Source organism: Asticcacaulis sp. AND118 (genome assembly GCF_020535245.1).
Lineage (GTDB): Bacteria > Pseudomonadota > Alphaproteobacteria > Caulobacterales > Caulobacteraceae > Asticcacaulis.
In genome coordinates, this window is sequence record NZ_CP084910.1 from 199,740 (window position 1) to 214,514 (window position 14,775).

Annotated in this window: 17 protein-coding genes; 4 read left to right on the top strand and 13 right to left on the bottom strand. The window is 61.9% G+C overall.

Annotation, left to right across the window (positions count from 1 at the left end; translation table 11 throughout):
• Positions 1–74: 74 nt before the first annotated feature.
• The gene (locus LH365_RS00910) at positions 75–968 is read right to left on the bottom strand and encodes a LysR family transcriptional regulator (RefSeq protein ID WP_226744346.1); all 894 of its coding nucleotides are present in this window, start codon (positions 966–968) and stop codon (positions 75–77) included.
• 113 nt (positions 969–1,081) lie between these two features.
• Between LH365_RS00910 and LH365_RS00915 the strand changes: the two genes are divergently transcribed.
• Entirely contained in the window at positions 1,082–1,831 is a 750-nt protein-coding gene (locus LH365_RS00915; protein ID WP_226744347.1) for an SDR family NAD(P)-dependent oxidoreductase, read from the top strand.
• Here LH365_RS00915 and LH365_RS00920 read toward each other — a convergent pair.
• The 4 genes from LH365_RS00920 to fsa form a co-directional block, all read right to left on the bottom strand.
• Positions 1,828–2,562: a siderophore-interacting protein gene (locus tag LH365_RS00920; RefSeq protein WP_226744348.1), complete on the bottom strand. Its 735-nt coding sequence runs from the start codon at positions 2,560–2,562 to the stop codon at positions 1,828–1,830. The genes LH365_RS00915 and LH365_RS00920 overlap by 4 nt on opposite strands.
• A 2-nt stretch (positions 2,563–2,564) precedes the next feature.
• Positions 2,565–3,128 carry a PadR family transcriptional regulator gene (locus LH365_RS00925; protein ID WP_226744349.1) on the bottom strand — a complete coding sequence of 188 codons (564 nt, stop codon included), beginning with the start codon at positions 3,126–3,128 and terminating at the stop codon, positions 2,565–2,567.
• A gap of 153 nt (positions 3,129–3,281) precedes the next feature.
• A complete protein-coding gene (gene rimM / locus LH365_RS00930; protein ID WP_226744350.1) occupies positions 3,282–3,818 on the bottom strand; it encodes a ribosome maturation factor RimM in 537 nt (178 codons plus the stop codon).
• A complete protein-coding gene (gene fsa, locus LH365_RS00935; RefSeq protein WP_226744351.1) occupies positions 3,818–4,471 on the bottom strand; it encodes a fructose-6-phosphate aldolase in 654 nt (217 codons plus the stop codon). Before fsa ends, rimM begins: the two co-directional genes overlap by 1 nt.
• A 92-nt stretch (positions 4,472–4,563) precedes the next feature.
• Here fsa and rimO point away from each other — a divergent pair, with 92 nt between their 5' ends.
• Positions 4,564–5,976: a 30S ribosomal protein S12 methylthiotransferase RimO gene (rimO, locus tag LH365_RS00940; RefSeq protein WP_226744352.1), complete on the top strand. Its 1,413-nt coding sequence runs from the start codon at positions 4,564–4,566 to the stop codon at positions 5,974–5,976.
• A gap of 125 nt (positions 5,977–6,101) precedes the next feature.
• Here the strand turns inward: rimO and LH365_RS00945 are convergent, their stop codons facing one another.
• The gene (locus LH365_RS00945) at positions 6,102–6,569 is read right to left on the bottom strand and encodes a hypothetical protein (protein ID WP_226744353.1); all 468 of its coding nucleotides are present in this window, start codon (positions 6,567–6,569) and stop codon (positions 6,102–6,104) included.
• Between the two features lie 107 nt (positions 6,570–6,676).
• Here LH365_RS00945 and LH365_RS00950 point away from each other — a divergent pair, with 107 nt between their 5' ends.
• Positions 6,677–7,090, top strand: a complete 414-nt coding sequence (locus LH365_RS00950) for an Hsp20 family protein (protein WP_226744354.1) — start codon at positions 6,677–6,679, stop codon at positions 7,088–7,090.
• Here the strand turns inward: LH365_RS00950 and ptsN are convergent.
• The 7 genes from ptsN to LH365_RS00985 all read right to left on the bottom strand — a co-directional run bounded on the left by ptsN (position 7,087) and on the right by LH365_RS00985 (position 12,825).
• Positions 7,087–7,560 (bottom strand): PTS IIA-like nitrogen regulatory protein PtsN, encoded by a 474-nt coding sequence (ptsN, locus tag LH365_RS00955; protein ID WP_226744355.1) that lies wholly within the window; start codon positions 7,558–7,560, stop codon positions 7,087–7,089. The two genes, LH365_RS00950 and ptsN, sit on opposite strands and share 4 nt — an antisense overlap.
• 161 nt (positions 7,561–7,721) lie before the next feature.
• Positions 7,722–8,345, bottom strand: a complete 624-nt coding sequence (hpf, locus tag LH365_RS00960; RefSeq protein ID WP_226744356.1) for a ribosome hibernation-promoting factor, HPF/YfiA family — start codon at positions 8,343–8,345, stop codon at positions 7,722–7,724.
• A gap of 235 nt (positions 8,346–8,580) precedes the next feature.
• Positions 8,581–10,092 (bottom strand): RNA polymerase factor sigma-54, encoded by a 1,512-nt coding sequence (gene rpoN / locus LH365_RS00965; RefSeq protein ID WP_226744357.1) that lies wholly within the window; start codon positions 10,090–10,092, stop codon positions 8,581–8,583.
• A gap of 91 nt (positions 10,093–10,183) precedes the next feature.
• Positions 10,184–10,975: an LPS export ABC transporter ATP-binding protein gene (lptB, locus tag LH365_RS00970; protein WP_226744358.1), complete on the bottom strand. Its 792-nt coding sequence runs from the start codon at positions 10,973–10,975 to the stop codon at positions 10,184–10,186.
• Positions 10,975–11,493, bottom strand: a complete 519-nt coding sequence (gene lptA, locus LH365_RS00975) for a lipopolysaccharide transport periplasmic protein LptA (RefSeq protein WP_226744359.1) — start codon at positions 11,491–11,493, stop codon at positions 10,975–10,977. Before lptA ends, lptB begins: the two co-directional genes overlap by 1 nt.
• 24 nt (positions 11,494–11,517) lie before the next feature.
• Positions 11,518–12,174: an LPS export ABC transporter periplasmic protein LptC gene (gene lptC / locus LH365_RS00980; RefSeq protein ID WP_226744360.1), complete on the bottom strand. Its 657-nt coding sequence runs from the start codon at positions 12,172–12,174 to the stop codon at positions 11,518–11,520.
• A 30-nt stretch (positions 12,175–12,204) separates the two neighbouring features.
• Positions 12,205–12,825, bottom strand: coding sequence for a ribonuclease D (locus LH365_RS00985; protein WP_226744361.1), 621 nt, complete (start codon positions 12,823–12,825; stop codon positions 12,205–12,207).
• A gap of 191 nt (positions 12,826–13,016) precedes the next feature.
• Between LH365_RS00985 and LH365_RS00990 the strand changes: the two genes are divergently transcribed.
• Positions 13,017–14,696, top strand: a complete 1,680-nt coding sequence (locus LH365_RS00990; protein WP_226744362.1) for an MFS transporter — start codon at positions 13,017–13,019, stop codon at positions 14,694–14,696.
• The last annotated feature ends 79 nt before the right edge of the window (positions 14,697–14,775 follow it).

Below are 14,775 nucleotides of genomic sequence, written 5' to 3' on the forward strand. Positions count from 1 at the left end.
TATGCCGAAACAAAGTTCGGCGTAGCCAAAAGTGTAAGCGGTTTTCGGCAATAATATTGCGACAAAGCAAATATCTAGTTGGTGTAAGTCTTCATCAGCTCAGCGACCCAGTCGATAAACACCCGCACGCGGCGCGCCAGATGCCGGCGTTGCGGATAAATCAGCGATATCGGCAGGGCTTCGGCCACATGGTCGGGCAGTATCTCGACCAGCCGCCCCTGCACGACGTGCTCGGCCATGCCGACGCGCGGGGCCTGCACGATTCCAAGACCCGCCAGGGCCGCATGGCGATAGGCTTCGGAATTATTGACCGTCACCACCCCCTCCAGTTCGATGGTGCGCCATTGCGTCCCGTCGAAATAGTCGAAGCCGTCGGGCCGTGCGCCCATCTGGGTCACGTAGTGGATCAGCCGGTGGCCCTTCAGGTCATCCAGCGTGCGCGGCGTGCCGTGACGCGCCAGATAGGCGGGGCTGGCGAAATTGCCGAGCGGTAACTGACCCAGCGCGCGCACGGTCAGGCCGGAATCGCTCAGAGACCCCACCCGGATAACGCAGTCGAAACCTTCGCGCACGATATCGACGATGCGGTCGGTCGAGGACAGCTCGACCCGCAGGTCCGGATGCCGCTCCAGCAATGCCGGCAGGCTGGGCAGGACAAGGTTCTGCGCCACGGGCATCGGCATGTCGACGCGGATACGTCCGCTGACGGCGCGCGTCTGGAACAGGCCCGACAGGTCGTCGGCATCGGCCAGCAGATCCTTGGCGCGTTCGTAAAAGGCCTGACCATCGTGGGTCAACTGCACCCGCCGCGTGGTGCGGTAAAGAAGCTGCGTCCCCAGATGCGCTTCGAGATTTTGCACGGCGGTCGACACCGTCGCCTTGGGCAGGGCGAGGGTTTCCGCCGCCTGAGTGAAGGAGGACAGTTCCGCCACGCGGGTGAACATCAGCAGGGCATCTAATCGCAACATCCCGCCATTATTGTTCAAATGTATGAACAGTCCAATCAGATTTCTCGGATTTATCCTCTTGTGGCGTTCAACTAAATATCGGCCATCGACTTTCACGCACAGGAGAGACTGTCATGACCATAGTGCTTATCACTGGCGGCAGCCGAGGCCTCGGCCGCAACGCCGCCCTGCATCTGGCCCGCGACGGGGTGGATGTCATCTTCACCTACCGCTCGAACCTGACCGAGGCCCAGAGCCTTGTTGCCGAGATCGAAGCCATCGGTCAACGCGCCGTCGGTCTGCCGCTCGATGTCGGCAGCACGGCGGGCTTCGCCGCCTTTACGGACAAGATCAGGGAGACCCTGACCGCCTGGGGTGAGGACCGCTTCGACTATCTGGTCAACAATGCCGGGATCGGCGTCCATGCGGGCTTTACCGACACGACAGAAGCGCAGTTCGATGAGTTGGTGAACGTGCATTTCAAGGGTCCGTTTTTCCTGACCCAGGCCCTGCTGCCGCTGATGCGCGACGGCGGGCGCATCCTCAACGTCTCATCGGGCCTGGCGCGCTTCGCCCTGCCCGGTTACGCCGCCTATGCCTCGATGAAGGGCGCGATGGAGGTACTGACCCGCTATCAGGCCAAGGAGTTGGGGGCGCGCGGCATCGCCGTCAACATTCTGGCACCGGGGGCTATCGAGACGGATTTCGGCGGCGGCGCGGTGCGCGATAATGCGGGGCTGAATGCCTTCGTGGCGTCGAACACGGCGCTGGGCCGTGTGGGCCTGCCCGACGATATCGGCGGCGCGGTGGCGGCCATTCTGTCGCCCAACAGCCGCTGGATCAACGCCCAGCGCATCGAAGCGTCGGGTGGCATGTTCCTCTAATCCAGAGACTGATGCGCCCCGGCTTCGCCGTTCTGCCAGTAACCAGAGGCCTTGATCCATTTCGGATTGAGGCCTTTGTCGTGCAGGCGCGTCCGCACGGCCTTGACCCAATGCGACTCCCCGGCCACCCAGACATGGGTGTCAGCCGGCAGGCTCAGGGCATCGATCGCCGTCAATACATCATCGCCCTTCGTGCGATAGAGCCAGCGCACATTGGCCTCGGCCTGTGTGACCCATTCCTGACGCTCGGCGGCGCTTTCCACCACCGCCAGCACGGTGAAACCCTGGCCCACCGATGCGTTTTCCAGACGCCGACCGATGGCGGGCAAGGCCGTCTCATCACCGATCATCAGATAATGCGCGAACGCATCCGGCCACACCTGCGAACCGCGCGGCCCGCCGATATGCAGCCCGTCACCGACCTGCGCCTGAGACGCCCACTGCGTCGCCGGTCCCGCAGGTTCGTGCAAGGCAAAATCGATAGTCAGCAAACCTTTAGCGACGTCGAAGGCGCGCGGCGTGTAGTCACGCATCACGGGTTGCTCACCAGCCGGATCGGGGAAGAACAGCTTCACATGATCGTCGAAGCCCAGCGACTGAAACGCCTCCAGATCGCCGCTCAGCACCAGACGCAGCATGTGCGGCGTCAGTTGGATACGCTCGGCCACGCGCAATTCGCGGCGGCGGATGTCGAAACGGACGCGCAAGGGCGTGCGGCTGTCTTCGCTCATGATTACGACCTCTCGATACGGCGGGCCAGATCGTCGATCCCGTCGACGATCGTATGCAGTTCATCCTGCGTCAACGGACGCGAGGCGCGGTTGCGCAAGGCGGCCTTGAGATTGTCCATCGCCCGGAAAACCGGCGTAAAATCCGGGCCGTCCGATGCAGATTCCGGGGCCTCGGCGAACAGGCGCTCGACCTCTTCGGCGCGTTCGGCCAGAAATACCGTGCCGGCCTCGGTGATCGTCGCGACTTTGCGGCCTTCGGCGTCGGGAGTGATGGTGATAAAGCCGCCGTCTTCCAGCCAGCTCAGCGCCGGGTAGACGATGCCGGGCGACGGCGCGTACCGGCCGTTGAAATGGTCTTCGATGGCGCGGATCAGCTCGTAACCGTGGCTCGGCTTGTCGCTGAGCAGTTTCAGCAAGACCAGACGAAGACCGCCGTGTCCGAAACCGCGACCGCCACGTCTGTGTCCGTGCCCGCGCTCGCCGAACCGACCGCCCCGACCCCGCTCTTCGGACCAGCCGCGATGATGTTCACCGCCCCGGCCTCTTGCAAAGGGAAAATCCCTCATGATTCAGATACCTTTCTTAGTTAACTACGCATCGGCTCAGGACGGCGCAAACCGCTCTATTCCGATGCATATTTAGATATATCTGAATTAAGTCTGAAATAAGCCGAAAATATTTCAGGCCTGTCCGCGTCAACGAACAGGCCTGCAAAAAACTCAGTCTTCTTCGGCCGGCTCAGCTTCGTCCTGAACCCCTATCTCGTTGGGCGGATCGATGACGATATAGCCTGCCGCGACATTCACTTCGGGCACGTTTTCCCGCGTGAACATCAGGTAATAGCTGGCCCCGCCCTTGGGCTGGATATCGAGCAGGTCGCCCGCGCCGAAGTCCTCGACGCCTTTGAGCCGCCCCAGCACGGCCCCGTCGGTGCCGCGCACCTCAAGGCCGATCAGATCGGTGATGTAGAAGTCGTCCGCGTCCTCGACCTCGGGCAGGTCTTCGCGGCGTACATAGAGCTTCAACCCCTTAAGCGCATCGGCCTTGTCCTTGTCGGTCACGCCTTCCGCCTTGACGATCAGCGCGCCCTTGTGGCCGCGCGCCGCCGTGATAACCAGAGCGGGTACGCCGCTCTGGTTATATAGCGGGTTATATTCCAGCACGCTCAGCGGATCGTCCATATGGCTGATCAGCTTGAATTCACCGCGCACGCCGAAGCTGGCGGCGACCTGAGCGACAAAAACCAGTTCCGTCATTACAGGATGCTTTGACCCGTCGAGGCCCAGTCGGCGAGAAAGGTTTCGAGACCCTTATCCGTCAGGTCGTGCTGGAACATGGCCTGAATGACCGCCGGCGGCAGGGTGCCGCAGTCGGCGCCGGCGATAGCCGCCTGAGCCACATGGTTGGTGTTGCGCAGAGACGCGGCGAGAATGGCCGTTTCGAACTCATAATTGTCGTAGACGGTGCGGATGTCGCGGATCAGTTGCATGCCGTCTTCGCCGCGATCGTCCAGACGGCCGACGAAGGGCGAAACGAAGGTGGCGCCGGCCTTGGCGGCCAGCAGCGCCTGCGACACCGAGAAGCACAGGGTGACGTTGGTCATCAGGCCCTGATCGGAGAAGACGCGCGTGGCTTTCAGGCCATCGACGGTCAGCGGCACCTTGATCACGACATTGTCGGCGATCTTGGCCAGCTTTTCGCCTTCGGCGACCATCTGCGTAAATTCCGTGGCGGCGACTTCGGCAGACACCGGGCCATCGATCATGGCGCAGATTTCCCGGGTGACTTCCAGAATATTGCGGCCCGACTTGGCGATCAAGGTGGGGTTGGTCGTCACGCCGTCGATCAGGCCCGTCTCGTTCAGTTCGGCCAGCAGCTTGGTATCGGCGGTATCGGCGAAGATCAGCATGGAATTTCCTTTGAGCGTCTTTGTGTTTATCGGCGTTTGCGTGTATGAGGCCGCATTAATCCGTATAACAGAGCAAGTTCAAGTTTTTTTGCATGAGTAACGCCCCCGCCTCTTCTGACACCCCCAAGGTCGGTTTTGTTTCGCTCGGCTGCCCCAAGGCGCTGGTCGATTCCGAACGCATCCTGACGCGCCTGAAGGGTGAGGGCTATGCGACGGCGGCGGAATATGCCGGCGCCGACGTGGTGGTGGTCAATACCTGCGGCTTTCTCGATTCCGCGCGCGACGAAAGCCTGAACGCGATTGGTGAAGCTCTGGCCGAAAACGGCAAGGTGGTGGTGACCGGCTGTCTGGGGGCCGAGGGCGATTTGATCCGCGAACGCTTCCCCAATGTCGCGGCGGTGACCGGCGCGCACCAGTACGAAGAGGTGATGGAGGCGGTCCGCCGCATCGTCCCGGCCAAGCCCGATCCCTTCCGCTCGCTGGTTCCGGAAAACGATCCCGGCGTGCGCCTGACGCCGAAACACTACGCCTATCTGAAGATTTCCGAAGGCTGCGACCACCGCTGTTCCTTCTGCATCATCCCCTCCCTGCGCGGCGATCTGGCGTCGCGCCCGGTCGATGAGGTGCTGCGCGAAGCCGAGGTGCTGGCCCGGAACGGCGTCAAGGAGCTGCTGGTCGTGTCGCAGGACACCTCGGCCTACGGACTCGATATCCGCTATGCCGAAGGCCGCTGGCGCAACGACTATTACAAGGCCTCGTTCGAAGACCTGTCTCGGGGTCTGGGCGAGTTGGGCATCTGGGTGCGGATGCACTATGTCTACCCCTATCCGCACGTCAACAGCGTCATCCCGCTGATGGCCGAGGGCAAGATATTGCCCTATCTCGACATCCCGTTCCAGCACGCCAGCCCCAAGGTGCTGAAGGCCATGCGCCGCCCCGGCAATCAGGACAAGACGCTGGACCGTATCCTGAGCTGGCGCGAAATCTGCCCGGACCTGACCCTGCGCTCGACCTTCGTCGTCGGTTTCCCCGGTGAGACCGAAGCCGATTTCAACCTGCTGCTCGACTGGCTTGAGGTGGCGCAGATCGACCGCGTCGGGGCCTTTGCCTACGAAAACGTCGAAGGCGCCGCCGCCCGCGACCTGCCCGACCACGTGCCGGAAGAGGTCAAGCAGGACCGTCTGGCGCGCTTCATGGCGGTGGCTTCGCGCATTTCGGCGCAGAAACTCCAGGCCAAGGTCGGCAAGACGGTGGACGTGCTGGTCGACGACATCCGCTCAGACGGCGTGGCGGTGGCCCGCACCAAGGGCGACGCGCCGGAAATCGACGGCCACATCTACCTGAAAGGCTTTACGGGCCTCAGCGCCGGCGACTATGCGAAGGCCAAAGTCACCCGCGCCGATGCCTACGACCTGTGGGGCGAGCCGGAAGGGCTGATCAAGCTCAACCGCGTGCCCACCGCACGGCCGGCCGGGCGCACGCACCGCCTGATTTCGCGGATTTAGGCTACGGCAACAGCCAGAAGCCGAACTTCGGCTTTTTAGCTTTTTCGTCGCGCTTCATTCTTGTTAGGGGACAAGCCAGAAGCCGAAGCGCGGCTTTTAGCTTTTTTCGTCGCGCTTCATTCTTGTTAGGGGACAAGCCAGAAGCCGAAGCGCGACAGGGGGTGCGCGATATCCTTCAACGGCCAGCCATGCTGTGCCGCCAGAGCCTTCAGCGTGCGGCGCGGAGCCAGCACCCAGCAGCGCTGCGACAGGTGCCAGCCGTCGTGGCTGTGCGACTTCGGAATGAAGTAGATGTCGTGGGCGTCCATCTCGATGCTGTCGATCTGATCCAGAGACAACACCTGCCGGTCCGGCGAAATGAATTCGCGACGTTCGGGATCGTAGCTGAACAGCGGCTTGGTGAGGACGCTGAGGCTGATCATGCCGAACAGCAACAAGCCCAGAAGAACGAGGCCGATGCCCTTGCCCTGCATAACCATATACGCCGCCCAGAAGGGCGCGGCGACCATCAGGGCGATGGTGTAGGCATTCAGCAGGCTCGCGCTCCAGCGCACATCGACCGTTACGGTCTCAGGGATTTGTTCGGACGTCATACGCCTTCCCTTTATCCTGAACCGCCGAAGCATTCCACCTGCATTTTACCGTCCGCATCTTGCGAGGGCGAAGGCGAGGGCGCATATCGGAAACGGCGGAGGAAGTGATGTCACGGTTCATAGTGTTCGACAGCCCGTTCCTGCTGGGGTTCGATGAGACCCGCAGCCTGATCGAGCGCGTCAGCCGCGCTTCGGACAACTATCCCCCCTATAATGTCGAGGCCCTGACCGGCGATCATCTGCGCCTGACCGTGGCGGTGGCCGGGTTCACGCCGGACACCTTGCGCCTCAGCCTGCAAGGACAGCAACTGACGCTTCAGGCGTTTAAAGAGTCAGTGGAAACGGGCCCGCGCGAGTTCATCCATCGCGGCATCGCCCAGCGCGGCTTTACACGCAGCTTTGTCGTCGGCGAGGGGTTCGAGGTCGAAGGCGCGGTGATGGAGCACGGCCTGCTGCACATCGATCTCAAACGGCCGCTGGCGCCCGAAGAAGTACGCATCATCCCGATTAAAGCTATTTAGGCGGCGTGGCTGGTTTCGGTGCGGTTGAGCAGGGCGTAGAGGGCATCGGCCGTATCGACCTGACGCAGTTGTTCGCGCAGTTCCTTCTGACGCAGGATACGCGACACCTTGGCCAAGGCGCGCAGGTGCTCGGAACCCGCCTCTTCCGGGGCGAACAGGGCGAAGATCAGATCGACCGGCACATCGTCGATGGCTTCATACTCGACCGGCGTATCCAGACGGATGAAGACGCCATGCATACGGGTCAGACCGGTCAGGGCCGCGTGCGGCACCGCCACGCCCATGCCCACGCCGGTGGAGCTGAGCTTCTCACGTTCGACAAGACCTTGCAGAATGGCATCGGCATCGAGGCCGTAAGCCCCGAGCGTGCGTTCGGCCACATCGGCCACGATCTGCAGGGCATGACGCTTGGAATTGGCACTTACCGGTCCGGCTACGCTGTTCCGGTCAAGTACTTCGGTGAGGAACATTACACATCCATCAAGTTTGCGGGCGCAGGACGGACAGAGCCATGCGCGGTCATCCGCCCTAACGGCGGTACGCGACCGCGCCTGCCCTTACAGACAGCGTCCGCTCAAGTCAACGCCGTGTATCTGGCGTATTTATGAAATTTTCGCGGCAGCGCGTCCAGTTAATGCGCTTTTCCGTTGAGTTTGGACTTGGTCCGCTCCGGATCGATCCAGCCGATATTGCCGTCGGGACGGCGGTACAGGACCGAAAGCCCACCGTGCGCCGCATTGCGGAACATGATGACCGGATAGTTGGACAGGTCCAGTTCCTCGACCGCCTGAGACACGCTCAAGGTCCGGATCGGGGCCTCGGTTTCGGCGATGATCATCGGCTGAGGCGGGCTGTCGTGATCCATGCCGTCGTCGAGATCGGCTTCGTCGTCGCTGAAATCGCTGCCCTGTATGACCGTGAGGGGGGCCATCTCGTGCTTGGTCGGCGCATTGGTCGGGTGATGATCCTTCAGCCGGCGCTTGTAGCGGCGAATGCGCTTTTCCATGTGGTCCAGCGTGCCGTCGAAGGCCGCGTGCGCGTCACCGCCGAAGGCATGGGCGATGAGCGTCTGACCGGAAGCGAGCCTTACCCAGCAGTCGGCCTTGAACTGATGCCCCTGCTTGGAAATCGTCACTTCGGCCGTTGCGCCGCCGCGATCGAAATATTTGGTGATGCCCGCATTGAGTTCGGTTTCGATGCGCTCCTGCAGAGCCGCACCCAATTCGACCTTTTTTCCGGTAACCTGTATTTGCATGGCGATAACTCGCTCCTTTGATCTGCAAAAACCGTCGCCGCACTGGAGGGATGTGGGCGACGTGAGCCCCAGCCGTGATGAAGGACCGTGGTCCGTCTTCGACTGTACGCCTCTGACCGAGGATGCAAAATCAAGAAAACGTGTAGGGGACGCGACCTTTAACCACAGGTCTTCGCCTTGAATTTTAACGGTTAATTACCACAATCCGCGCCATCGATTGCGCGAGCGCGCAAGCTCAGCGGATCATCCGCTTGCGCTCGACCGAGGACGGGATACGCAGGGCCTCGCGATACTTGGCCACGGTGCGCCGCGCGATATCGACGCCGGCTTCCTTCAGAATTTCCACGATACGATCGTCAGACAGAATCTCACCCGACGATTTTTCGCCGTCGATCAGGTGCTTGATCTTGTGACGCACCGATTCCGCCGAATAGGCCTCGGAGCCGTCGGCCGCAGCAATGGCCGAGGTGAAGAAGAATTTCAGCTCGAACACACCGCGCGGGGTCGAGATGTACTTGTTCGTCGTCACGCGCGAAATGGTCGACTCGTGCATGCCGACGGCCTCGGCGACGGTCTTCAGATTGAGCGGGCGGAGGTGCTCGACGCCGAACACGAAGAAGCCGTCCTGCTGACGCACGATCTCGGCGGAGACCTTGAGGATGGTGCGGGCGCGCTGATCGAGGCTCTTGATCAGCCAGTTGGCCTGCGACAGACATTCGTTGAGATAGGTCTTTTCCTGATCCGAACGCGCCGAAGTCGCCACCTTGGCATGATAGCTCTGATCGATCAGCACACGCGGCAGGGTGTCGCTGTTGAGATCGACGCGCCAGCCGCCCGACGGGTCCTGACGTACGAAGACATCCGGCACGACGCCGGCTTGCGGTTCGGCGCCGAAGGCCGCGCCCGGACGCGGGGTCAGGGCCTTCAGCTCGCGGATCATCTCCGCCAGATCTTCGTCGTCGACGCCACAGGCGCGGCGCAGGGCCGACAGGTCGCGGCGGGCCAGAAGCTCCAGATTATCGATCAGCGCTTCCATGGCCGGATCGAAGCGGTTGCGCTCGATCAGTTGCAGCTTAAGGCATTCCGGCACCGAACGCGCCATGACGCCGGTCGGCTCGAAACCCTGACAGACGCCCAGCACTTTTTCGATGAGGTCCATCGCGCAGCCCAGACGCTCGGCGATTTCGTCGAGATCGGCGCGCAGATAGCCGCCTTCGTCCACCGCATCGATGAGGATTTGCGCCACCGCCATCTCCGGTGGCGTGAAACCGGCGATCAGGGCCTGATCCGTCAGGTGCTCGGTCAGGGTCTTCTCGCGGCTCATCGCGCGGTCGAGCGTATCGCCGTCGCCATCGAAGCCGCCGCCCTTGCCCGCACGGCTCCAGTCGACCATCGGCCCTTCGCCCATATCGGCGGACGCGGCAGCCGGTTCGCGCACGGTGGGTTCGTCGTCGCCGTAGACGTCGCCTTCGGAGGCATCCAACGCAGAATTGGCCTGCTGAGTGTCGCGGTCGGAAAGTTCCAGTTCGCCGCGATCTTCACGCGGGGCATCGGAATCGCCGTCATGGCCGTCGGTGCCGGGTTCGCCATCCTCGCGCAGCAGCAGCGGGTTGCGTTCCATCTCGGCCTCGACCACGGCCTCCAGCTCAAGATTCGACAATTGCAGAAGCTTGATCGCTTGCTGCAACTGGGGCGTGATGACCAGCCCCTGCCCTTGTCTGATTTCCAGCCTTTGCCCTAATGACATGGGCCGGACCTTAGACATTAACACCTTAAATTAGGTTAACCCCTTTCCACAGGGCGGAAAAAGCCGTGGAAAAGCGCCGGGAGCGCCGGCATCAGCCGTCGAAATCCTCGCCCAGATAAACGCGGCGCACTTCCGGATTATGACGAATTTCGTCCGGCGTGCCTTCGAACAGCACCTCGCCCGAATGGATGATCGAGGCACGATCGATAATGTCGAGCGTCTCGCGCACATTGTGGTCGGTGATGAGGATGCCGATGCCGCGATGCTTGAGGTAACCCACGACTTCACGGATATCCGCGATAGCCAGCGGATCGATACCGGCAAAGGGCTCATCGAGCAGGATGAAGGACGGATCGCCGGCCAGGGCGCGGGCGATTTCCACGCGACGGCGCTCACCGCCCGAAAGGGCCGTGGCGGGCGATTTGCGGATATGGTTGATGTGCAGCTCTTCGAGCAGGCGCGTCACTTCGGCCTCGATTTCCGAGCGGTTCTTAAGACGCAGCTCCAGCACGGCCTGAAGGTTCTGCTCGACATTCAGCCCGCGGAAGATCGAGGATTCCTGCGGCAGATAGCCCAGCCCCATGCGCGCGCGCTGGTACATGGGCTGAGACGTGATGTCGTGACCATCGAGGCTGATCGTGCCGTAATCCGGCTGGACCAGACCGGTGATCATGTAGAAGCAGGTCGTCTTGCCCGCGCCGTTGGGGCCGAGCAGGCCCACGGCTTCACCGCGACGCAGGGTGAGCGACACGGTCTTGACCACCGCCCGCTCCTTGTACGACTTGCCGATGCCTTCGACGCGCAGGCCGTCGGCGGTTTCAGGCGCTTCGGCCGCACGAATATCGGCGGCGCTGCGCGCATCGAGCGTGGGAACCGAGACCATTATTGCGACTTGCCCTGATCCGGGTAGAAGACGCCGCGCACGCGGCTCTTGCTGCCCGTGGTCGGCACGCCGTCCATGGTCGATTTCTTGGCGCCGACATTATAGACGAGGCGGCTGCCTTCCATCACGTTCTGGCCCTGCTTAAGCACCACATTGCCGGTCAAAACCAGGGTGTCGGTGCTCTTGGTGTAGACGGCGCGGCTCCCGGTCATCACCTGATCGTCAACCACGTAATAGACATTGCCGATGGCTTCGGCGGTCGACAACTCGTCCCACTTGCCCGTCGTCTGGTTCTGGCCATAGGTGACGGTCATCTTGTCCGAACGCAGGCGCGAGGTCTTCTGAAGGAATTCGACGCTGCCGGTGAAGGTGGCGGTATGGTTGCTTTCATCGGCTTCGAACGTGTCCGCCGCATAGGCGATGGGGTCTTCCTTGGTCGCCACGAACTGCGCTGAGGCCATCGGCGCCGCCAGCACCATAGCCGCCCCCACTACCCACACTGTCTTATTGATCTGCATGGCCGGATCTATCCTTCAAAAATCTTAGTCTTCGGCGCCCGAAAGCGTGCCGGTCACCTGCTGGCCAGGTTTGCCGTAGAAAAGTACTTTGCGCCCGTTCTGCTCGATGCGGAAGCCCTGCGCGTTGACGCTGCCCGTCTGCCACGTGCCCTGAACCGGCGCGTTTCCGCTGATCACCGCGTTCTGCAGATCGACATCGGCGGCCTGGGTTCGCAGCGACAGACCGTTGCCGGAGGTGAGGGTCACGTCCTTATTGACCGTGAAGCGGCGCTTGGCGTCGTCATAGACACCCGCTGCCCCCTCCAGCGACGACGGCCGCGTGTTTTCCGAGCGGATTTCCAGACGCGGCGCCGTCAGGGTGACGATCTGAGAGTTACGCCCCTTGCGCACGGCTTCGAGCCCGCGCATCTCGTATCGCTCGCCGTTGCGGCTGCGGTCGGTGTAGAAGGGGTTGGTCATGCGGATGTCTTCGCCACTGGTGGTATAGACGTTCATCGAGTTGATGACGCTCTGCACCACGATCCACACGATCATAAGCAGGATAATGCCGACAATGAGGCCGGGAAAGATCAGACGCAGGCGCGCGATCTTGCGGGAACGCTTCTTCCACGCCAGCGCCTGCACATTCAGGCGGTGGCGGTCGGCGGCATTGTCGTGCGTCAGGGTCTCGGAGGCCGGCATGGCGGCAAAAATCCTTATGATGGAACCGCTTTAGCTCCACGAATGGGCGAATATATCCGTATCTTCCCAGCCTGCCAAATCCAGTTTGACGCGGTGCGGCAGAAAATCGAAGCAGCCCTGCGCCAGCTCGGCGCGGCCTTCGCGCGTCAGCATGGTGTCGAGCTTGGCTTTCAGTGCGTGCAGGTGCAGCACATCGGACGCCGCATAGGCCAGTTGCTCCGGCGTCAGGGTCTGCGCACCCCAGTCCGAGCTTTGCTGCGCCTTGGAAATATCGACGGCGATCAGCTCGCGCACCAGATCCTTCAGGCCGTGGCGGTCCGTATAGGTGCGCGCCAGCTTCGAAGCGATCTTGGTGCAGTAGACCGGCGCGGTAACCACGCCCAGATGCAGCAGGAACATGCCGATGTCGAAGCGCCCGAAGTGGAACAGTTTCAACACTTTCGCGTCGGTCAGCAACGCCTTGAGGTTCACACAGTCATAGGCCGGACGGTGGAGGCGCACCACATGCGCGTCGCCGTCACCCGCCGACAACTGCACCACGCACAGGTCGTCGCGACCGAAACGCAGGCCCATGGTTTCAGAATCGATGGCCACCACCGCCCCAAGATCGAGCCCGTCGGGCAGGTCGCCTTCATGATAATGGATGGTCACGCCGCGCGTCCTTTACTGTTGTGCTGGTGTTCGCCTAAGCCATAGGCGCATCTGCGTCAATTCCTGTCGGTAGCGACCCTTACGAAACCGTTTGTTCGCCTTCGTTCGCGAACCCCTCTTGTCAGGCGGCGCGGCTTCGATCAAATGCGCAGAACAACACATAACACGGTTAACAGTATCAGGGTCCGTCGATGTCAGCACATCCCCACAGCGAAGTCGCCAAAAACAAGTCCAACCTCCGGACCATCGTCGCGGCCTCCGCCGCCGGTACGACCTTCGAATGGTACGACTTCTTCATCTTCGGGGCCCTGACCTCGATCATTACGAAGAACTTCTTCACAGGGCTCGACGACACCACCGGCATGATCCTGGCGCTTTTGACCTTCGCGCTGGGCTTTCTGTCGCGGCCCTTCGGCGCGCTGTTGTTCGGCCACATCGGCGACCGTAAAGGGCGCAAGGGCACCTTCCTCTATACGATCCTGCTGATGGGGGCCGCGACCGTGCTGATCGGCTTCCTGCCCACCTATGAGCAGGCGGGCATTCTTTCGCCCCTGCTGCTGGTCGGTTTGCGGATCCTGCAGGGCATCGCCATGGGCGGCGAATACGGCGGGGCGGTGGTCTATGTCGCCGAACACGCTCCGGCCGACAAACGCGGATCGTACACGGCCTGGATTCAGGCCTCGGCCTCCCTGGGGCTGGTTATCGCGCTGCTGGTCGTCTTTCTCACGCGTACAGCGGTCAAGGAGGAGGCCTTTGCCGAATGGGGCTGGCGCATTCCCTTCATCGTCTCTTCGGTGTTGCTGGCCATTTCGGTCTATATCCGCGCCAAGACCGCCGAAAGCCCGGCCTTCCGCGCCCTGCACGAAAGCGGCAATGTGTCGAAAGCCCCGTTTAAGGAAGCCTTTGGTCAGTGGTCCAACCTGCGTCAGGTGCTGATCGCCCTGTTCGGTTTCATGACCGCTCAGGGCGTCGTCTGGTACACCACCTTCTTCTATACGCAGGTCTTCCTCGAAAAGAGCGTCAAGCTGGCCCCCACCACCGTCAACCTGCTGGTCATGGGCATTTCGATCGTCAGCGCCTTCCTCTACGTCTTCTGGGGTGGGCTGTCCGACCGCGTGGGCCGCAAGCCGGTGATGATCCTCGGCATCGCCATCGCCGTGCTGAGCTTTGTGCCGGGTTTCCATCTGATGGCGCGCTTCGCCAATCCGGCGCTGGACGACGCCGTCAACCGCACACCGGTGGTCATCTTCGCCGATGCACGCCAATGTTCGGTGCAGTTCGACCCGGTCGGCAAGGCGCAGTTCACCTCGTCCTGCGACCTCGCCAAGTCGCTGGTGACCAGTCTCGGCGTACCGTACGCTAACGAAGACGGCCCGTACAAAGCCGACGCCGTAATCCAAATCGGTGATCGCACCATCGCTGTTCAGTCCGGCGACACCCTGTCGAAGGCAGAGCTGACGACGCTGAAAACCAATGCAGTCACCGACCTCAAGGCCGCATTGAAGGCCGCCGGCTATCCGGAAAAGGCCGACCCAGCGCGCGTCAATCTTCTCGGCATCTTCGCCGTATTGTTCGTTTTCACCGTCGGCGCGACGGCCCTTTACGGCCCGATGGCCTCGGCCCTGGTCGAAATGTTCCCGACGCGCATCCGCTATACGGCTCTGTCCCTGCCTTACAATATCGGGACGGGCTGGTTCGGCGGCCTGCTGCCGGCCATTTCCTTTGCCATGGTGGCGGGCTCAGGCAATCTGTTCTTCGGCCTGTGGTATCCGGTAATTATCGGTGCCACTGCCATCGCCGTCGCTCTGATCTTCATGAAGGAGACCAAGGGTCGCGACCTGCACACCATGGAAGACCAGCCGGAGCGGTGAGCAAACGAAAAATTCACGCCTCACGCGAAAAAACACGGAAATGTGCATTGAGTTTTTCCACAACCGTGTCATTATTCCC